The sequence below is a fragment of the Bacillus sp. RCC_6_1 genome, from assembly GCF_041360755.1.
GTDB classification, from domain to species: Bacteria; Bacillota; Bacilli; order Bacillales; family Bacillaceae_G; genus Bacillus_A; species Bacillus_A cereus.
This window is the reverse complement of sequence record NZ_JBFUPV010000001.1, coordinates 572,947-592,745: the sequence shown is the minus strand read 5'-3', so window position 1 is coordinate 592,745 and position 19,799 is coordinate 572,947. Positions and strand designations below refer to the sequence as shown.

Below are 19,799 nucleotides of genomic sequence, written 5' to 3'. Positions count from 1 at the left end.
GAATGTGTTGTTATTATATAATCTAGTCTGAAAATAAAGATTATTCAAGAGGGGAGTATGGTTTTAATTTATGATAAAATTGATTGTGGAATATATTTCAAAAAGAGGTTTGTATATGGAGAAAAATTCAATTTTAATTGTAGATGATGATCAAGATATTGTTCAATTTATAAAAGTGAATCTAATGCAAGAAGGTTTTAAAGTTTTTAGTGCTCATAACGGAGAAGAGGCTTTAGAAATAATAAATAATAACAGTATTCAACTTGCTATTTTGGATATTATGATGCCACAAATGGATGGGATAGAATTGTGTAGAAGGATTAGAGAGAAACATAGTTTACCAATTATGTTTTTAAGCGCGAAATCATCGGATGTCGATAAGGTAATTGGATTTAGTACTGGGGCAGATGATTATATTGTGAAGCCGTTCAGTACAATTGAATTTATCGCAAGAGTGAAAGCTCAATTAAGAAGGTATACATATTTCAACCAAAATGCTGTCCAAGTAATGGAAAAGAAAATAAATATTAGAGGTTTAGAAATAGATGAAGTGTCGAGAACTGTAATGTTATATGGAGAAACAATGAATCTTACGAAAACTGAATATGATATTTTACACTTAATGGCAGCCGCAAGGAATCGTGTGTTTACAATTGAAGAAATATATGAGAGCGTTTGGAACGAAAGAGCCTATGAAAGTAATAATACAGTAATGGTTCATATTGCAAGATTGAGAAATAAAATTGAAGAGAATCCAAAAGAACCGAAGTTTATACAAAATGTTTGGGGAGTCGGATATAAAATTGAAGATTAGGTCTTTACAGGGTATTAGGGCGAAATTTTTTTTAGCTTTCATATGTAGCATCTTGTTAGCGACTGTAAGTATAATAGTGCTTCAAATTTTAGTTGGAAATATATATAGTCATGTTAATGCATTAGAGGAAAAATATTCATTTTTATACTTTATAGTTTTTTTGATTTTTACTACGACATACTTTGCATGTATGACAAAAACAATGATGAAAAGATTGTCTGAAATTAATAAGAACGTGAAGGAAATAAGTAATGGTAATTTTGAAGTACATATACCTATTTCAAAAAATGACGAGATTGGTGAATTAGCGACGAATGTAAATAGAATGGCCAAAAGTTTAAAAGAGTCTATCGAGAATGAAAAAAAATCACAGGAAATGAAAAATGAAATGATTAGTAATATTTCTCATGATTTACGAACGCCAGTAACATCTTTAATCGGTTATGCGGACCTGTTAGGAAATAAACTCCATTCGAATGGAGAAGAATGTGAACAGTATGTAAGTATATTAAAGCGAAAAAGTTATGAATTAAAACATCAAGTAGATGATTTATTAGAATACTGTCAAATAAATTATAGAGAGATTGAATTACATAAAGATGAAGTAGATATGAAAGCATTAATTGAACAAATCATGATTGGCTTTGTACCACAATTAGATGATGCTAATATGAGCTTTTATATTAAAAGTGATGAAGTGCTGTATGTAGAAGTTGATGTGGCACTTATAGTGAGACTATTTGAAAATATAATAGGTAATAGTATTATGTATGGAAAAGATGGAAAGGAAATTGCAATTGGAATTTCCAATAAAACAATGAATGTTGAAGTAGAAATTAAAAATTTTGGACAATGTATTCCGGAAGAGGACCTTCCTTACGTTTTTGAGAAATTTTATCGTAGTGAAAAATCACGTAGTTCTTATACTGGTGGGAAAGGAATGGGGCTTGCAATTTCAAAAAGTATAGCCGAGCTCCATCAAGGGGATCTAACTGTACGTAGTAACGATAAAGAAACAGTTTTCACTGTGAAATTACCGCAGTATAAAAAAGTAAGAAAGTCGTAAGTATTTCTTTTATATGTCGTAATTTTTACTTTGTATCATTGAGAAAAAGGATATGAGAGTAGGGATGCGACATGTGGAAGAAATTTTTATTAGTGATTATAGTTTCTTTTTTAATTATAAGTTGGATCTTAGTTTATGTAGCTAATGGTGTTACATCAGTTTTTGTTTGGTGGAGTATTCAGGCTTTTAGTTTTATTTCAGTTTTCCTCTTGGTAGGATCAGTAATAATATTTTTTTGGAAAGGCATTTTTAGAAAGCGGATAGATAGAACGCTATTTTTAATCATTCTGTTTTCTATCATTGGAGCTTGGCCTGTCGGTTGGTTTGCTAATATAGGTAGAATTGCTTACCCAGCAGATATACAATCTATGAGTCCTAAAGCAGTAGTTCGTGTTCCTTTGAATGAACGAGCATTAATAGGCTGGGGCGGTGATCAGTTAGAAACGAACTATCATGTTATAAAGCCAAATGAAAGGTGGGCATATGATATCCTCATTCCACCTGCTGAAGTGAAAAGTAGTAAGTTAGAGGATTACGGAATATATGGAGCGAAAGTAATGGCACCAGCTTCTGGGACGGTTGTATCAATCAATAATGATGAAAAAGATTTAATTCCCGGATTGGATGATTTTCAGTCAATGGCAGGGAATTACATATATTTACGGATAGATGAAACAGAGACATTTTTGATTCTTGCCCACTTAAAGAAAGGGTCCATTAAAGTTAGAGAAGGACAACGTGTAAATGAAGGAGAATTTCTTGCTCAAGTCGGTAACTCAGGAAGTTCAAGTGAGCCACATTTACATATCCATCATCAAAGGCAAAATCCGTCCAAGGTAAGTATGTTTTTTGCGGAAGGATTGCCACTTTACTTTCGAACTGAAAATGGTGTCATGATGCCAGAAAGAGGGACATACATAAGTGGTAACTAGAAGAAAATCATTTCATCCAAAAAGGGTATTCCAAATTAAAATTGGAATACCCTTTTTCATTATCCTACAAATGTTTGATACAGTAAGAAGATATTTAAAATGATAACGAGTGCTGCAATTATCCAAGCGATAAATGTTGTTATACGGTGGTTAACGAGTGCACCCATAATCTTTTTGTTACTTGTAAACATAATAAGTGGTACTAGCGCAAATGCAATACCGAATGATAAGACGACTTGGCTCATGACTAGAGCGTAAGTTGGATTTACACCTAAAGCGATAATAACTAATGGTGGAATCATTGTAATAAATCGGCGTAAGTATAACGGAATATGCATGCGAATGAAACCTTGCATAATAATATCACCCGACATTGTACCGACAGAAGAGCTAGATAGTCCTGCTGATAAAAGTCCAATCCCAAATAATGCAGCCGATACAGGACCTACTAAATTGGTAAATTGAGTGTAAGCAACATCTAAATCTTCAACGTGCAAGCCGTTTTTAAAGAATAGTGCAGCAGCAACAATTAACATACTTGCATTAATTGCTCCAGCAATAACCATTGCAATAATAATATCGATAAATTCGAAACGAAAAATCTTTTTCTTTTGTTCGTCAGTTGTTCCGACCACGCGGCGTTGTGTTAATGCAGAATGCAAGTATATTGCATGTGGCATAACTGTTGCACCTAAAATCCCTGCTGCAAGTAATATACTGTCTACACCTTGGAATTTTGGAATAAATAGTCCTGAAAGAAGGGGACTTAATTCTGGTTTTGCATAAAAAACTTGAATCCCAAAAGCAATTACTACAATGAAAATCATTCCTGTAATAATAGCTTCTAGTGGACGAAATCCTCTACGTTGAAACTCAAGAATAATAAATGATCCGGCTGCAGTAATTAAAGCGGCAGGTAGCATCGGGATTCCAAATAGTAAGTAAAGCCCCAAAGCAGCTCCAATAAATTCCGCTAAATCTGTAGCCATAATAACTAGTTCACCTTGTATCCATAAGCCGATAGACACAGGCTTTGGAAAGTTTTCACGAGCTATTTCGGGTAAATTGTTTCCTGTAGCAATTCCTAATTTAGCTGATAAAGTTTGGATTAATACAGCCATTAAGTTAGAAGCGAGTATAACCCATAATAGTAAATATCCATATTGTGAACCAGCTGCGATATTTGTAGCAAAGTTGCCAGGATCAATATAAGCAACGGACGCGATAAAAGCGGGTCCTAAAAATGGTAACAGTCTTTTCCAGCCTTTTGTTTCTCCACTTAAAGCTAAGTGAGCTGATTGTACAGTTGTACTTTCAGAAGGGAGATGTTCATCTTTTGTTATATCTTTATTCATAGTAGTTTTCCCCTTTAAAATGTTAACTTGATGAAATTATTGTATTTATTCTTACTCATTATTTCAATACATTTAAATATATTATATGGTAATTTCATTTGAACACGAAAGTTTCCTTAATGCAAATTATATGCCTTTATGCAATGGATGGTGTGATAACGTAAAATGAATTGGGAGTTTAAGGTGTGATGACGTGGGGAAACATAGTGAATTAAAGGGCTGTTTTTGAAATTTATGTGAACATAAAGCCGATAATACAGCATATTAATTGATGGAATTGCATTTGTATGATATATAATATATTGGGATTACAACATAACCATAGTGTTTTGGTGTGTAATCTTGTTTTTTATTTTTGTTAACTGATAGAAAATAGTATAAAGAAAAGAAAATGGGATTCATTTTCTTATTATATATGTTTTGATATGAACGTTAACTTATACATGATTTAAAAAATTAGATAGGTGGTAGAAATACATTGGCAACTACAAAACCATACAGAGTATTACTATATTACATGTACACAACAATTGAAAACCCAGAAGAATTCGCGGCAGAGCATTTAGCATTTTGTAATTCACTTGAATTAAAAGGAAGAATTCTTGTAGCAAAAGAAGGTATTAACGGAACTTGTTCTGGAACTGTAGAACAAACAGAGAAATACATGGAAGCAATGAACAATGATCCACGTTTTGACGGTATCGTATTTAAAATAGATGAAGCTGATGGTCATGCATTCAAGAAAATGCACGTGCGTCCTCGTCCAGAGTTAGTTACACTTCGTCTAGAAGATGACATTAACCCGCACGAAATAACTGGGAAGTATTTAGAGCCAAAAGATTTTTATGAAGCAATGAAACAAGAAGATACAGTTATCATTGATGCACGAAATGATTATGAATTTGATTTAGGTCACTTCAAAGGTGCGATTAAACCTGATATCGAATCCTTCCGTGAATTACCAGATTGGATTCGTGAAAACAAAGAAGTACTTGAAGGTAAAAAGATTTTAACTTATTGTACAGGCGGAATTCGTTGTGAGAAGTTTTCTGGTTGGTTAGTTCGTGAAGGCTATGAAGATGTAAGTCAGCTTCACGGCGGAATTGTAACGTACGGAAAAGACCCAGAAGTACAAGGTGAGCTTTGGGATGGACAATGTTACGTGTTCGATGAGCGTATCGCTGTACCAGTAAACCAAAAAGAACATGTTATCGTTGGTAAAGACCACTTTACAGGTGAACCTTGTGAGCGCTATGTAAACTGTTCAAATCCAGAATGTAATAAGAAAATCTTATGTTCTGAAGAAAACGAAGCGAAATATTTACGTGCATGTTCTCATGAATGTCGTGTAAGTCCACGTAACCGCTACGTAATACAACATGAATTAACGGAAGAGCAAGTAGCTACTGCATTAGAGCAAAGCGAAGCAGGGAAGTAAACTGAATTCGTATAATAAAAGGGGTACTCCAAGTTTAATTTTGGAGCACCCTTTTTTTATTATCCGGCCCTTTTATTTGTCGGTTTTTGTCGGTAAGTCGATATATTAAAAAAATCGCTGATATATTTTGAGTTGCGCTGATATATTTCGAGTTGCGCCGATATAATCGGAAAATCGCTGATAAAAATTTCACTTACTGCAGCGCACCAAGAATTTGAAAATAACTTTCTTTAATTTTTATCTTCTTTCTCTTTAACGGCAGAAAGTACAGTTTGTTTTACCCAAGCTTTTCTTCGTTTATGCTGTAAACCCCATTGGTATAAACTTTGGGCTCCTAAAATAAGTGAAATGACAATGCCGCTAATCGCGATTAATAGAGCGAAAAATTCAAGAGGTGACGATATTTTGTTTGAATCGGTGTTTCTTAAAAGGTCAATCATAGTAAACCCTAACATTTGGCCCACTACAGAGTAGAGCGTTAAAATTAATAATAAAAGGCTATCTTTTTTAGAGGCGACATTTTCTTGATATTTAAACAAACTATCAAGATTTTGTTTCGCGTTCGAGTATAGAACCTCAATATTAAAAAGTTTTCTTAAGCGGAAGAAAATATCTTCACTTTGTGATTGGGATACTAATTCTAAAGAAAAATAATTAGCAGTGAACGAATTGATCGAATAAATTAATTTCTCTATTTCATTAGTATCTTTTTCAATGTTTAGCTCAGCATAGGCGTTTGCCATTTTTAATAAAACAATTTTATGGAATAGGTTTAATAATAAAGCGTAATAAAATTCTCCATACATTTGACTAGCAAGTTTAGCGATTTCGCGTTCTCCTTCATTTGTTACACATGTAAAAATATGTTCTTCCATTATGAAATAACGATTTGGAGCCCATCTCTGGTAAGCGTGTTTTTTTAAATAGTCATGAATGTAAGGAAGGTTATTTGCACTCACATATGGCTTACCATCACTTGTTAATCCGGAAAGACTAGAAGTACGATAAACATCCACTTCATTAAGTTCCATACCTTCTTTTAGTGACAATAAAGTTTGGACGTACATTCTTTGGTCTTCGAAGAATGGGAAGGTTTGAAAGTATGAACTTCGTAATCTCTTCTTTTCAAAGAAATCAGTTACGCCATGAAATAAATAACCAAAAATGAATTTTTCAACTTGGGAATACTTTTTTCCGTTACATTCAATACAAATAGTCTCATTTGTATCATTTTTAGTTTCAAGTACACGGAAGCGAGCAGCGAATTCGATTGCTTCAGATAAAGTCATGCTTGGAGCAGTGTTTACTTCTGTTCGAATTGTTAAGAAGCCAAGTTCATAAGGACAAAGTGTTACATCAATAGAGTGTATCTTGAATGGGATTGAAATAAGGTTTGTTGTTAAATGTCCAGTTAAGTTAAGGTCCTTTGAATAACGTTGCAAGCCCTTTTGATGCTCTGAGTGAGGAAAGAGAATTTTATTTGTAAATGAAAGATAGTATGCTTCCATATTTTGATGTGAAACTTTAAACTCCCCATAATATGTATTTTCATCATAGAGATGATCGAGCCGAAAAGGACGGAAATCGTTTTTTTGTAAGAAAGGGAACATATTTTGTTCATATCCAGCTTTAAACGAAAACGGGAATATAAATTGAAATATAGCTGTTGCTACATCTTTTTCCTCAATTGCTTGTATGGCCTCCATCTACATTGTTTCCTTTCCATATATGCTATAGAAACAACATGCCCAAATTTATTTGAAAATAACCACTGTTTTATACTCGATTGAGAGTGAAAATTCAGCTTATTTAGCAGAGGACATGTATAATGTTATGTATACTAAAAGTTATAAAATTGTATTTTGAAAAGGGGGATGCTGTATGCGGATTTTAGTATTAGGCGCTGGTGGAGTCGGAGGATTTTTTGGTGGCAGATTAGTCGAAAAGGGAGAAGATGTTACATTTCTTGTTCGTAGTAAACGGAAAAAACAATTAGAGGAAAGAGGACTTGTAATCCGAAGTGTTAACGGGGATTTTTCCTTTCAACCGAAATTAATAACGAAGGAAGAGAGAACTTCTCCATTTGATGTCATTTTATTTTCAACAAAAGCGTATCACTTAAACGAGGCAATTCAAGATTTGAAGCCGTTTGTTGGCGAAGGTACTGTAATCATTCCATTGTTAAATGGTATCGCTCATTTATCACTATTACAAAAAGAATTCGGCGAAGAAAAAGTACTTGGCGGTTTATGCTTTATCGAGACGACGTTAAACGATCAAGGAGAAATTGTACAAACTAGCGCTGCCAACAGACTTGTGTTTGGAGAAATTAAGTCTCAAAATTCAGAGAGAGTAAAGCATATTTCTAAAGCATTTGCAGGTACGAAATCTAGTTTTGTTTTAAGTGAAAATATTACGCAAGATATGTGGCATAAATATTTATTTATTACTGTAATGTCCGGTGTGACAACGTTAATGCGTGCACCAATTGGACCAATTCGTGAAAGTGAAGGCGGCCGTGATTTTATCCGTAATGTATTTGAGGAATCTGTACAAATTATGAAAGTATTAGGAGCTCCAATAAAGGTTAATATTGCCCAGGAACATATGAAAACAATTGATAAAATTTCGTATGATATGAAGTCATCGATGCAACGTGATATGGAGAAGGGTTCGTTTATTGAAGGGAAGCACTTGCAAGGATATTTACTGGATGTAGCAGAGCAATTTTCTATAGCGGCACCATTATTAGGCACTATATATCAAAATTTAAAGGTGTATGAAGAGATGACCTTTAACAGATCTGTAATAGAATTAGATGTATGAAAAAATAAAAAAGATAGCAATATATAAGTGTATTGCTATCTTTTTTATTTTTTTGTATGACAAATTATTTATTTCTTTTCGTTCTATCTGTCAAATTTATTTCCTGTTCACGTTTACCATATAACTGATTAATTTCATTTGCTACTGCATCTAAATATGAATCGGAAAAAATAGGCTTCTTTTCTTTAGACATAGGGGTCTCCTTTGCGGATTTTTTAGTATTCATTATGTATATTTCTCAGTGGATTATGCACAATCATTTTAATTTTTTTCTTATTAAAAATTTTTGTTTACTTTTTGAAAATAAAGGAGTATTATAATCCACAGTTTCAATTTTCTAAATCGCTGAAACCGCATGGTACGGGGGACCCGTTTTTACGGATTAGTACATAATCCGATGGGGTGAATCCTTAAAAAAGGTAGGGCTACTCATAGGCCCGAATCCGACAGCTAACCTCGTAAGCGTTATATTGAGAAGGAAGGTGGAGCTTGTGCGACAAAAAAAATAATGTCTACAAGTCTATTTCGCTATGGCTTGTAGACATTTTTTGTTTTCTGAGTAAATAGTTTACTGGCTGCAACAAGCAGAAAAGTTCGTACAAAATTATTGGAGAGTGGACAGCATTGGTTTCATCTATTAAAAGATTTTTAATTGGAAGACCGTTAAAATCAACGGAGCTTGGAGAACAAAAGCTTAATAAAACGAAAGCTTTAGCTATTTTATCTTCTGACGCATTGTCATCAGTTGCTTACGGTCCAGAGCAAATTTTAATTGCTTTAGCAGGTGTTGGAGCGATCGCTTATTGGTATTCCATTCCGATCGCTGTTGGGGTATTAGTATTATTGACAGCCCTTATTTTATCTTATCGTCAAATTATTTTTGCTTATCCGCATGGCGGGGGAGCGTATGTTGTATCAAAAGAAAATTTAGGGATGAATCCAGGCTTAATTGCTGGAGGATCTTTATTAGTTGACTATATTTTAACTGTTGCGGTAAGTGTGTCCGCTGGTACAGATGCAATTACGTCTGCGTTTCCTAGCTTACATGCACACAACGTAATTATTGCGGTTATATTTGTTATATTAATTACGATATTAAATTTAAGGGGAGTAACGGAATCAGCTTCCGTTTTAGCATATCCTGTTTATTTATTCGTTTTAGCACTATTTATATTAATTGGTGTGGGCATATATAATATTTTAACTGGTCATGTTTCACCCACTTTACATGCGCCAATTGGTACACCAGTTGCAGGGATTAGTTTATTTTTATTACTAAGAGCATTTGCATCAGGTAGTTCTGCTTTAACAGGTGTTGAAGCAATTTCAAATGCAATTCCGAACTTTAAAGATCCTGCGCCAAACAATGCTGCAAAAACATTGCTTGCAATGGGTGCATTACTTGCTGTGTTATTTTCAGGAATTGTATTTTTAGCTTATTATTACGGAGTGACTCCGAGTAAAGAAGTAACAGTTGTTTCTCAAATTGCTGAACAAACATTTGGACGTAATTTCATGTACTATTTCATACAAGGTACAACAGCTTTAATATTAATTCTTGCTGCTAATACAGGTTATTCTGCATTTCCTTTATTAGCGGTTAACCTTGCAAAAGATAAATTCATACCGAGAATGTTTACGATTAGAGGAGACCGCCTAGGTTACTCAAACGGTATTATTATACTTGGAGTTGCTTCGATTATTTTAATTGTAGCTTTCCAAGGACAAACAGAACATTTAATTCCACTATATGCAGTAGGTGTATTTATTCCATTTACACTTTCTCAAACAGGGATGGTATTAAAATGGCTTCGCGAAAAGCCTGAAGGATGGGCTTTAAGATTAACGGTTAATTTAATTGGTGCAGTTATTAGTTTTATCGTAATGAGCATGTTCTTTTTAACTAAATTTGCACAAGTTTGGTCGATTCTTATTTTCTTACCAGTTATTATCTTCTTATTCCATCGAATTAAGAAGCATTATGATGCAGTGGGTGATCAATTAAGTTTAAAAACTTGCGAGCCTCTTATTCCAATTGAGGGGAATGTAATTGTCGTTCCTGTAGCAGGTATGACGCATGTAGTAGAAAATTCATTGAACTATGCGAAATCGCTTTCGGCAGATCAAGTTATCGCAGTATATGTTGCTTTTGACAGAGAAGAGGAAAAGAAATTTGAGGAGAAATGGAAGAAGTGGCAACCTGAAGTAAGGCTTGTTACATTACATTCTCATTATAGAAGTATTATTCAGCCGCTAACGAAGTTTATCGATACAGTGCAATATAAGGCAAGTGAATCGAATTACCGTGTTACGGTCGTTATACCACAGTTCATTCCGAAAAAAGGTTGGCATAACATTCTTCATAATCAATCCAGTTTACTTATACGTGCGTATTTACTTTATAAAAGAAATGTTGTTATTACGACAGTTCCATATCATTTGAAAAAATAAGAAAATTTTTTAAGGATAGCTTCGCGAAAATGAAGCTATCCTTTTTGTGTATATGCTATGCATAATTGCATATGGGGTTAAAAATTATACTAATATAACTTCATTGGTTATTTGAAAGTAGTGTTTTCTGTTGTGATATGTAGATATTTCAATCGATAAAGTGAATCGGATTATATTTTGAAATAAGGACATGAAAGCTTGAAAATAAAGGGAATGAAAATACTTCTTTACGATATATAAACAGCTGTGTTTAAATGACCTTACAGTACAAAACTTAGATGAAAACAAAATGAAATTTCATATTTACGTATGTTGTTTAGTTTAAAATGAATAATATTTTTATGTAATATATTCACTGTGTGAATGTGGGAATTTCGATGAAATAGAAAATTTATACAATATTATTCATACTAAACACATATGAAAAATAATAAAATGTTTTGTGACGATAAGTAAGTACTGTAGCAATACGAGAGAGGTGGTTCATACATAGATCACGTTGAGAACGTTCTCTATTTTAACCATCTCAAATTATGGGCAAGAAAATAGAATAATAAAATGCGATAGTAATAGTTGCTAATACATAGGAGGAGTTAAAGTGAAAAAGACTTTAATTACAGGGTTATTGGTTACAGCGGTATCTACGAGTTGCTTCATTCCTGTAAGCGCTTACGCTAAGGAGGGGCAAACGGAAGTGAAAACAGTATATGCGCAAAATGTAATTGCTCCAAATACATTATCCAATTCAATTAGAATGTTAGGATCACAATCACCGCTTATTCAAGCATACGGATTAATTATTTTGCAACAGCCAGACATTAAGGTAAATGCGATGAGTAGCTTAACGAATCATCAAAAGTTTGCAAAGGCGAATGTACGAGAGTGGATTGATGAATATAATCCGAAGCTAATTGACTTAAATCAAGAGATGATGAGATACAGCACTAGATTCAATAGTTATTATAGTAAGCTCTATGAACTAGCAGGAAATGTAAATGAAGATCAGCAAGCAAAAACAGATTTTATGAGTGCATATGGAAAATTACAATTGCAAGTACAGAGCATCCAAGAGAGTATGGAGCAAGATTTATTAGAGTTAAATCGATTTAAAACAGTATTAGACAAAGATAGTAACAACTTATCAATTAAAGCCGATGAAGCAATAAAAACACTGCAAGGATCAAGTGGAGATATTGTGAAATTAAGAGAAGATATTAAAAGAATTCAAGGGGAAATTCAAGCTGAACTAACTACTATTTTGAATAGACCTCAAGAAATCATTAAAGGTTCTATTAATATCGGTAAACAAGTATTTACAATCACAAATCAAACTGCACAAACGAAAACAATCGATTTTGTTTCTATCGGTACTTTAAGTAATGAAATTGTAAATGCTGCAGATAGTCAAACGAGAGAAGCAGCTTTTCGCATTCAGCAAAAGCAAAAAGAGTTATTGCCACTTATTCAAAAGTTATCACAAACTGAAGCAGAGGCGACTCAAATTACATTCGTTGAAGATCAAGTAAATAGCTTTACAGAATTAATTGATCGTCAAATTACAACTTTAGAAACGTTATTAACGGATTGGAAAGTTTTAAATAATAATATGATTCAAATTCAAACAAATGTTGAAGAAGGCACGTATACAGACAGTAGTTTACTTCAAAAACATTTTAATCAAATTAAAAAAGTAAGTGATGAAATGAATAAGCAAACAAATCAATTTGAAGATTACGTTACAAACGTTGAAGTACATTAAATAGAAAAATAATTAGCGATATAGGGAGAGAAGAAAAATGACAAAAAAACCATATAAAGTAATGGCTCTATCAGCACTTATGGCAGTATTTGCAGCAGGAAATATTATGCCGGCTCATACGTATGCAGCTGAAAGTACAGTGAAACAAGCTCCAGTTCATGCGGTAGCAAAAGCTTATAATGACTATGAAGAATATTCATTAGGACCAGAAGGCTTGAAAGATGCAATGGAAAGAACAGGTTCAAATGCTTTAGTAATGGATCTGTATGCTTTAACAATTATTAAACAAGGTAATGTTAACTTTGGAAATGTATCGACTGTTGATGCAGCTTTAAAAGGAAAAGTGATTCAGCACCAAGATACAGCTAGAGGAAATGCGAAGCAATGGTTAGATGTATTAAAGCCACAGCTTATTTCAACGAATCAAAACATCATTAACTACAATACAAAATTCCAAAACTATTATGATACTTTAGTTGCTGCGGTAGATGCAAAAGATAAAGCGACTCTTACGAAAGGCCTAACTAGATTATCAAGTAGTATTAATGAAAATAAAGCGCAAGTGGATCAGTTAGTAGAAGACTTGAAAAAATTCCGAAATAAAATGACGTCGGATACGCAAAACTTCAAGGGTGATGCAAATCAAATTACATCTATATTAGCTAGTCAAGATGCAGGAATTCCGCTTCTACAAAATCAAATTACAACGTACAATGAGGCAATTAGTAAATATAATGCAATTATTATCGGTTCATCTGTTGCGACAGCTCTAGGACCAATTGCAATTATTGGTGGTGCAGTAGTTATTGCTACGGGCGCAGGAACACCGCTAGGAGTCGCATTAATTGCAGGTGGTGCAGCAGCTGTAGGCGGTGGTACAGCTGGTATCGTATTAGCGAAGAAAGAACTTGACAATGCACAAGCTGAAATTCAAAAAATAACTGGACAAATTACAACTGCTCAATTAGAAGTAGCTGGGTTAACGAACATTAAAACACAAACTGAGTATTTAACAAATACGATTGATACTGCAATTACAGCGTTGCAAAACATTTCAAACCAATGGTATACAATGGGATCAAAATACAATTCTTTACTTCAAAATGTGGATTCAATTAGTCCAAACGATCTTGTTTTCATTAAAGAAGATTTAAACATTGCGAAAGATAGCTGGAAAAACATTAAAGACTATGCAGAAAAGATTTATGCTGAAGATATTAAAGTAGTAGATACGAAAAAAGCATAATCGAATACGAATCGTTAGGGCGTTAAGTGTTGATGAATGATTTGAAGCTCCTGTTCAGTTGTGAGCAGGAGCTTTTGATATCCTTATAAAGAGAATAGGTGAAAAATATGCAGAAACGATTTTATAAAAAATGTCTTTTAGCGGTAATGATTGCTGGGGTGGCAACGAGTAACGCATTTCCTTTACATCCTTTTGCAGCAGAACAAAATGTAACGGTGCTACAAGAAAATGTGAAAAACTATTCTCTTGGACCAGCAGGATTCCAAGATGTAATGGCACAAACGACATCAAGCATATTTGCAATGGATTCATATGCAAAATTAATTCAAAATCGACAAGAGACGGATTTAAGTAAAATAAGTTCGATTAATAGTGAATTTAAAGGGAGTATGATTCAGCATCAAAGAGATGCAAAAATTAATGCAGCATATTGGTTAAATAATATGAAGCCTCAAATTATGAAAACAGATCAAAATATTATAAATTACAATAATACTTTTCAATCGTATTATAATGACATGTTAATAGCGATTGATCAAAAGGATAGTGGAAAATTAAAAGCGGATTTAGAAAAGTTGTATGCGGATATTGTAAAGAATCAAAATGAGGTAGATGGATTATTAGGAAATTTGAAAGCTTTTCGCGATAGAATGGCGAAAGATACAAATAGTTTCAAAGAGGATACAAATCAGTTAACAGCGATATTGGCAAGTACGAATGCTGGTATTCCAGCTCTAGAGCAACAAATAAATACATATAACGATTCGATTAAAAAGAGTAATGATATGGTCATTGCTGGTGGCGTACTTTGCGTAGCTCTAATAACATGTCTTGCTGGCGGGCCGATGATTGCGGTTGCGAAAAAAGATATCGCAAATGCAGAAAGAGAAATCGCCAATTTAAAAGATAGAATTTCAGGAGCACAAGCAGAAGTCGTAATTTTGACTGATGTAAAAAATAAAACAACAAACATGACAGAAACAATTGATGCAGCAATTACAGCACTACAAAACATATCAAATCAATGGTATACAGTAGGTGCAAAGTATAATAATTTATTACAAAACGTAAAAGGAATTAGTCCGGAAGAGTTTACGTTTATAAAAGAAGATTTACATACAGCGAAAGATAGCTGGAAAGATGTAAAGGATTATACAGAAAAATTACATGAAGGTGTGGCAAAGTAAACAGTGGACTAGTTCTGCTGTTTATTTTTTATCCTGTTTTTTGTGAGAGTTGAGCTTGCAATTATATATAAGTTTGTCATGTGTTTTATCAATGTGGCTATTGGGTAATAGTTAATCAAATTGATACGAATAACCTAAATAAATTTCTGATCAAGTCTTTTATATGTAATGTTTTAATGAAAAAAGCTATACTGTAAGCAAAACTAAAAATTGGAGAGGAAATACTACAACATGGAAAATTATTTGTTATTTATCCTTACAGCAATGTTAATCATAATCATGCCTGGTCCTGGTTTTGCGCTAGTTACAAAAAATACTATCTCGCATGGTAAAAATGGCGGGATAAAGACTGTTTTAGGAACGATATCTGGAATGATGATTCACACAATAATGGCTACGTTAGGACTTTCTGCTATCTTAATGAAATTTGCTATGTTATTTACATTTATAAAATATGCTGGGGCTGTTTATTTAATTTATTTAGCTGTAAAGTCAATTAAAAGTGCCTTACATAAAAAAGAAGATATGTCAGGTTCAGCAGAAATGGACTCTAAGGATATTGGGGCAATTAAAAGCTTTAGACAAGGATTTACTACGGCAATTTTAAATCCAAAAACCGCTGTATTTTTCCTTAGTTTTTTACCCCAATTTATTGTGAGTAATCAAAATCATTTCTTCCAATTTCTTTTGTTAGGACTCACATTTACGACTTTGACAGCAATATGGTATTTACTTTACATCTCACTCATACGTCAATTCAGAACTTTTTTAAGAAAAGAAAGAGTGAACCGTACAATAGAGGGTATTACAGGCGCCGTATTATTAGTATTTGGAGTTAGATTGTTTTTCCAAAAATAAATATGTAGATAAAACGAGAAATAAAAAAGTTGATTATTTCTCGTTTTATTCTTTAAAATCTGCAACAGAATCAGGATTTCCCCTCAAAGTATAAATTCCAAGAGGAACCGTTTTTTTATTTACTTATATACGCACAGCTGTACCACTGACAGCAACCATTAACATTCCATCACGAACAACTTCGTAATCTACGTCAATACCAACGATAGCGTTCGCACCTTTTTCTTTTGCAAGTTCTTTCATTTCGCCCATTGCAATATCACGAGCGTCTTTTAGTTTACTTTCATAAGCACCAACACGGCCACCTACAACATCACGAACGGAAGCGAATACATCGCGGACAATATTTGCACCCATAATAGCTTCACCATTTACAATATCAATATACTCAATAATCTCTTTACCTTGAATTCCAGAAGTTGTTGTTACAATCATGACTGACACTCTCCTAATATTTTATAATTTTTGATTAGCTTTCTTATGTCATAGAAAAAGTAGTTCTGGTGCCAAAAATGCTTGATAGAAACATAGAATATTTTTGGCATCAGAAACAAGTCTAGTTTCTTACAGAATGAAAGCAAGGCAATTGTTTAACATATGTATCGCTATAACATATGCAATGGATCTTTTAGAAATAAGATAAGCCGCAGTAAGTATCAACGATCCAGGTAAATAAATAGCAATATCCGAAAGTTGGTTCGTATGAAGAAGTGTAAAAATCATAATCGAAATGATAGATGCAATAGCAGTACCAATATGGTAAGAAAAACGATTTATTAATATGTGGCGAAACACAATTTCTTCAAGTATTGGACCCAGAATACCAAATACAAGCAATGTAAATACAAGAGGTACCTCTGCACCCGTTTCAAGGAGCTGCTCTTGGTTCTCTGGTTGACCAGTTGCTAGAAAATGCATAACACACTGTTCCACAATTAACGTAAATAAAACTACCATAGGAATACTTACTATTTTCAAAATTGTCTTCTCTTTAAAATAAGTAAAACTTTCAATAATTTCTTTCCTAAAGTAAATGATTCCTACAATAGCAGGTACAGTAAAACCGATGGCACTAAGAACAAATTCTGATTCAACTAAATTGACATTAGCTAAAAGTGATATGCCAAATAGTATGTACAAGCCAATTTGAAATGGTACAAACAGTGTAAAGATTATTAGCATAATGATTTCTTTTTTATTCATTTTTATAAAGTTCACTGTATTGCCCCCATAATTAAATTACCTATAATTTTTGATTTTTCTTTCTGCATAACGCTCTCCTTCTAAATATATTTATATAAGATTATAAACCGGACGGTTCGGTCCGGATCGAAATCTAATGATACTACAAGTTTCTAGTTTTTTAAACCCTTTTTATAAAGTATTAACAAAATCAAAATGGAAAAAAGCAAATATATTTATATTTTGGTTGCTTTGTTACAATTTAATTCCAGTAATCATTAATGGTTAATCTTTTATAGAATGAAGTGAAAGTGGGAGTAGTTCAAACACTTTAGCTAAACATATTGATAAAAATTATATATAATAATCATATGTCTATACATTAAAATTAACTATATATTTTTACACCTCTACGATTTTAGATAAAATTAGTTGTATAATATGACTGAATTAAACAATTGGTCATGTTGTTTTAACGGAAAATTCACTTAATTTATGTAGGTAATACAATTTGATTAACTTCTTTTCAAACTGTATTCTTTGAGGTTTCCATAAGATAGGGATTGATAAGATATTTCTGTTCCAAACTTATTTATACTTACAAAAAAATTAAGAAAATAGAGGGTAAACATTACCTAGAATATTAGGATCGTTTTCATTAGGAGGATTACAAAGCATGACTAAAGTTGATAAGGTTAAAGAAAAAATTATTGAAACATCTTTATATTTATTTAATACTAATGGGATAACTCGCACATCCATTCAGGATATAATGACAGCTACTGAACTACCTAAAGGATCTATTTATCGTAGATTCAAAAGTAAAGAAGAAATTGTCCTTGCTGCCTACGACAAAAGTGGTGAGATTATGTGGAGTCATTTTCATAAAGCAATGGAAAATAAAAAGACAGCAATTGATAAAATCCTTGCAATTTTCCTTGTATATCAAGATGCAGCTAATAATCCTCCTATTGCTGGAGGCTGTCCATTACTTAATAGTGCCATTGAAAGTACTGGAGTATTTCCAGAATTACAAAAAGCAGCAGCAAAAGGTTATGATGATACAGTAATGTTAATGGCTTCTCTCATAAAAGAAGGAATAGAGAAACAAGAATTTAAAGAAGATATAGAGGTTATATCACTCGCTTCCTTTCTTGCCTCTGCAATGGAGGGGGCTATTATGGCAAGTCGAGTATCTAACGATAATATACACCATCATTATTTTATTGAACAAATAAAACATCATCTTTTCACTTATTCTAAATAAGTGAGAACTTGCATTGTTTCCATCCAATTTTTATAAAATTAAATTGAGTAAATACCCCTTATAAATAGTAACTTCTGTTTATAAGGGGTATTTGAATAGTTTTTAGATGATGTTTCATGTTTCTTATTGAACGGCTTTGTTATCGTTACTACAGAAAAAATGTGAATTAAATGTTAATTGATTTACATGTTTCAAGCGTATCTATATTGAGTTTGTAAATCTACACAATAAGTTTTCATTATATATTAAGTGTAGTAGAAGTTCAGATAGATAAAATTCGGTAGTCGAATTTTTTTGCATAAAGCTGTATAATGCTTGTAACGAAAGGGAAATACAGGAAGGGATTTGTAATGAGTTACTATGGAAAAAGATAAACAACAATTAAGCGTTGAAGTTGCAAGATTATATTATCAATCAGATTATAGTCAGCAAGAAATTGCTAACAAATTAAATATTTCAAGACCAACAATTTCTAGATTGTTAAAGTACGCGAAAGAAAAAGGGTTTGTTCAAATTAGCATCGCTGATCCATTTGCGGATTTAGATAACGTCGGGAATTTACTGAAAGAAAAGTATAACTTATTAGAGGCACATGTTGTATTTTCTCCAGTTCCGGAATATGCAACGATTACAGAGTATATTAGCAAATATGCAGCTGAGTATATGGAAAAGACGGTTAAAAACGGTGATATTGTTGGTGTAAGCTGGGGAATGACGATGTATGAAATCGCTAGAAAAATCGTACCGCAACATGTAAAAGGGGTAGAGGTTGTTCAGTTAAAAGGTGGTATTAGTCATTCGAGTGTAAATACATATGCGAATGAAACAATCGCTTTATTTGCAGATGCTTTTCAAACGACGCCAAGAAATCTCCCCCTTCCAGTTATATTTGATAATGCAGTGACGAAAGAATTAGTAGAGCAGGATCGACATATTCATCACATTATCGAAATGGGGAAACAAGCGAATATTGCAATTTTCACTGTAGGAACAGTGCGAGACGAAGCGCTATTATTCCGATTAGGTTATTTCGATAAGGATGAAACGAGTTTACTCAAAAAACAATCGGTCGGTGACATTTGTTCACGATTCTTTGATGGGGACGGAAATATTAGTAGTGAAGAAATTAATAAGCGGACCATTGGAATTGAGTTAGAAGAACTGAAATTAAAGAAACGCTCTATTTTAGTTGCAGGTGGTAATAGAAAAATCAAAGCAATTGATGGTGCGTTACGTGGCGGGTATGCAAATGTATTAATTATCGACCAGCATACAGCGAAAGAATTGTTACATTATCAAAAAGATTAGAAATAAAAGGCGTTCTCAAGATGTTAATTTTGAGAACGCCTTTTATTTTGTTATGTATGAATGATAGGAGTTTTTTTGAACACAAATTGCCTTTTTAAAAATAATTATGG

Annotated in this window: 17 protein-coding genes and 1 riboswitch; of the genes, 12 read left to right on the top strand and 5 right to left on the bottom strand. The window is 33.0% G+C overall.

The window, feature by feature from the left end; genetic code table 11:
• Positions 1-115 precede the first annotated feature (115 nt).
• The 3 genes from AB6801_RS02930 to AB6801_RS02920 all read left to right on the top strand — a co-directional run bounded on the left by AB6801_RS02930 (position 116) and on the right by AB6801_RS02920 (position 2,812).
• On the top strand, positions 116-814 hold the full coding sequence (locus tag AB6801_RS02930) for a response regulator transcription factor (protein WP_000414526.1): 699 nt from the start codon (positions 116-118) through the stop codon (positions 812-814).
• On the top strand, positions 780-1,880 hold the full coding sequence (locus AB6801_RS02925; protein WP_114160070.1) for a HAMP domain-containing sensor histidine kinase: 1,101 nt from the start codon (positions 780-782) through the stop codon (positions 1,878-1,880). Before AB6801_RS02930 ends, AB6801_RS02925 begins: the two co-directional genes overlap by 35 nt.
• Positions 1,881-1,951: 71 nt before the next feature.
• A complete protein-coding gene (locus AB6801_RS02920; protein WP_000265535.1) occupies positions 1,952-2,812 on the top strand; it encodes a M23 family metallopeptidase in 861 nt (286 codons plus the stop codon).
• A gap of 59 nt (positions 2,813-2,871) precedes the next feature.
• Here AB6801_RS02920 and AB6801_RS02915 read toward each other — a convergent pair whose 3' ends face one another.
• Positions 2,872-4,167: an Nramp family divalent metal transporter gene (locus AB6801_RS02915; protein WP_001030677.1), complete on the bottom strand. Its 1,296-nt coding sequence runs from the start codon at positions 4,165-4,167 to the stop codon at positions 2,872-2,874.
• Between the two features lie 478 nt (positions 4,168-4,645).
• Here AB6801_RS02915 and trhO point away from each other — a divergent pair, with 478 nt between their 5' ends.
• A complete protein-coding gene (gene trhO, locus AB6801_RS02910) occupies positions 4,646-5,605 on the top strand; it encodes an oxygen-dependent tRNA uridine(34) hydroxylase TrhO (protein WP_097999013.1) in 960 nt (319 codons plus the stop codon).
• 230 nt (positions 5,606-5,835) lie between these two features.
• Here the strand turns inward: trhO and AB6801_RS02905 are convergent, their stop codons facing one another.
• Positions 5,836-7,311 (bottom strand): hypothetical protein, encoded by a 1,476-nt coding sequence (locus AB6801_RS02905; RefSeq protein ID WP_097999014.1) that lies wholly within the window; start codon positions 7,309-7,311, stop codon positions 5,836-5,838.
• A 175-nt stretch (positions 7,312-7,486) separates the two neighbouring features.
• On the opposite strand from AB6801_RS02905, the gene panE reads away from it, so the two are divergent.
• Complete coding sequence (gene panE, locus AB6801_RS02900; protein ID WP_001221896.1) at positions 7,487-8,431, top strand: 2-dehydropantoate 2-reductase; 945 nt, start codon at positions 7,487-7,489, stop codon at positions 8,429-8,431.
• Positions 8,432-8,495: 64 nt separating this feature from the next.
• Here the strand turns inward: panE and AB6801_RS02895 are convergent, their stop codons facing one another.
• Positions 8,496-8,624 carry a hypothetical protein gene (locus AB6801_RS02895; RefSeq protein ID WP_000031873.1) on the bottom strand — a complete coding sequence of 43 codons (129 nt, stop codon included), beginning with the start codon at positions 8,622-8,624 and terminating at the stop codon, positions 8,496-8,498.
• Positions 8,625-8,764: 140 nt separating this feature from the next.
• Positions 8,765-8,911: riboswitch (cyclic di-AMP (ydaO/yuaA leader) on the top strand.
• A 144-nt stretch (positions 8,912-9,055) separates the two neighbouring features.
• Here AB6801_RS02895 and AB6801_RS02890 point away from each other — a divergent pair.
• The 5 genes from AB6801_RS02890 (at position 9,056) to AB6801_RS02870 (ending at position 15,932) form a co-directional block, all read left to right on the top strand.
• Positions 9,056-10,882 carry an APC family permease gene (locus AB6801_RS02890; protein ID WP_000254887.1) on the top strand — a complete coding sequence of 609 codons (1,827 nt, stop codon included), beginning with the start codon at positions 9,056-9,058 and terminating at the stop codon, positions 10,880-10,882.
• A gap of 598 nt (positions 10,883-11,480) precedes the next feature.
• Entirely contained in the window at positions 11,481-12,641 is a 1,161-nt protein-coding gene (gene nheA / locus AB6801_RS02885) for a non-hemolytic enterotoxin NHE subunit A (RefSeq protein ID WP_000751832.1), read from the top strand.
• Between the two features lie 37 nt (positions 12,642-12,678).
• Positions 12,679-13,887, top strand: a complete 1,209-nt coding sequence (gene nheB, locus AB6801_RS02880; protein ID WP_000162975.1) for a non-hemolytic enterotoxin NHE subunit B — start codon at positions 12,679-12,681, stop codon at positions 13,885-13,887.
• Between the two features lie 107 nt (positions 13,888-13,994).
• Positions 13,995-15,074 (top strand): non-hemolytic enterotoxin subunit C, encoded by a 1,080-nt coding sequence (gene nheC, locus AB6801_RS02875; protein ID WP_097999016.1) that lies wholly within the window; start codon positions 13,995-13,997, stop codon positions 15,072-15,074.
• A 231-nt stretch (positions 15,075-15,305) separates the two neighbouring features.
• Positions 15,306-15,932 (top strand): LysE family translocator, encoded by a 627-nt coding sequence (locus tag AB6801_RS02870; protein WP_097999017.1) that lies wholly within the window; start codon positions 15,306-15,308, stop codon positions 15,930-15,932.
• 123 nt (positions 15,933-16,055) lie between these two features.
• Here AB6801_RS02870 and AB6801_RS02865 read toward each other — a convergent pair whose 3' ends face one another.
• Together AB6801_RS02865 and AB6801_RS02860 are read right to left on the bottom strand one after the other, a co-directional pair.
• Entirely contained in the window at positions 16,056-16,367 is a 312-nt protein-coding gene (locus tag AB6801_RS02865; RefSeq protein WP_000637518.1) for a heavy metal-binding domain-containing protein, read from the bottom strand.
• A gap of 129 nt (positions 16,368-16,496) precedes the next feature.
• On the bottom strand, positions 16,497-17,150 hold the full coding sequence (locus AB6801_RS02860) for a CPBP family intramembrane glutamic endopeptidase (protein ID WP_001009302.1): 654 nt from the start codon (positions 17,148-17,150) through the stop codon (positions 16,497-16,499).
• Positions 17,151-17,790: 640 nt separating this feature from the next.
• Between AB6801_RS02860 and AB6801_RS02855 the strand changes: the two genes are divergently transcribed.
• Entirely contained in the window at positions 17,791-18,381 is a 591-nt protein-coding gene (locus tag AB6801_RS02855) for a TetR/AcrR family transcriptional regulator (RefSeq protein WP_000169647.1), read from the top strand.
• A gap of 360 nt (positions 18,382-18,741) precedes the next feature.
• Complete coding sequence (locus AB6801_RS02850; RefSeq protein WP_000409782.1) at positions 18,742-19,689, top strand: DNA-binding transcriptional repressor DeoR; 948 nt, start codon at positions 18,742-18,744, stop codon at positions 19,687-19,689.
• Positions 19,690-19,799: the final 110 nt, after the last annotated feature.

Excerpts from the sequence above, each read along its gene's own strand:
- AB6801_RS02850 (WP_000409782.1), top strand. The coding sequence starts at position 18,742 with ATGGAAAAAGATAAACAACAATTAAGCGTTGAAGTTGCAAGATTATAT.
- AB6801_RS02920 (WP_000265535.1), top strand. The coding sequence starts at position 1,952 with ATGTGGAAGAAATTTTTATTAGTGATTATAGTTTCTTTTTTAATTATA.
- AB6801_RS02865 (WP_000637518.1), bottom strand. The coding sequence starts at position 16,367 with ATGATTGTAACAACAACTTCTGGAATTCAAGGTAAAGAGATTATTGAG.
- AB6801_RS02870 (WP_097999017.1), top strand. The coding sequence starts at position 15,306 with ATGGAAAATTATTTGTTATTTATCCTTACAGCAATGTTAATCATAATC.
- panE (WP_001221896.1), top strand. The coding sequence starts at position 7,487 with ATGCGGATTTTAGTATTAGGCGCTGGTGGAGTCGGAGGATTTTTTGGT.
- AB6801_RS02895 (WP_000031873.1), bottom strand. The coding sequence starts at position 8,624 with ATGTCTAAAGAAAAGAAGCCTATTTTTTCCGATTCATATTTAGATGCA.
- AB6801_RS02925 (WP_114160070.1), top strand. The coding sequence starts at position 780 with ATGTTTGGGGAGTCGGATATAAAATTGAAGATTAGGTCTTTACAGGGT.
- AB6801_RS02930 (WP_000414526.1), top strand. The coding sequence starts at position 116 with ATGGAGAAAAATTCAATTTTAATTGTAGATGATGATCAAGATATTGTT.
- AB6801_RS02905 (WP_097999014.1), bottom strand. The coding sequence starts at position 7,311 with ATGGAGGCCATACAAGCAATTGAGGAAAAAGATGTAGCAACAGCTATA.
- AB6801_RS02915 (WP_001030677.1), bottom strand. The coding sequence starts at position 4,167 with ATGAATAAAGATATAACAAAAGATGAACATCTCCCTTCTGAAAGTACA.
- nheC (WP_097999016.1), top strand. The coding sequence starts at position 13,995 with ATGCAGAAACGATTTTATAAAAAATGTCTTTTAGCGGTAATGATTGCT.
- nheB (WP_000162975.1), top strand. The coding sequence starts at position 12,679 with ATGACAAAAAAACCATATAAAGTAATGGCTCTATCAGCACTTATGGCA.
- AB6801_RS02855 (WP_000169647.1), top strand. The coding sequence starts at position 17,791 with ATGACTAAAGTTGATAAGGTTAAAGAAAAAATTATTGAAACATCTTTA.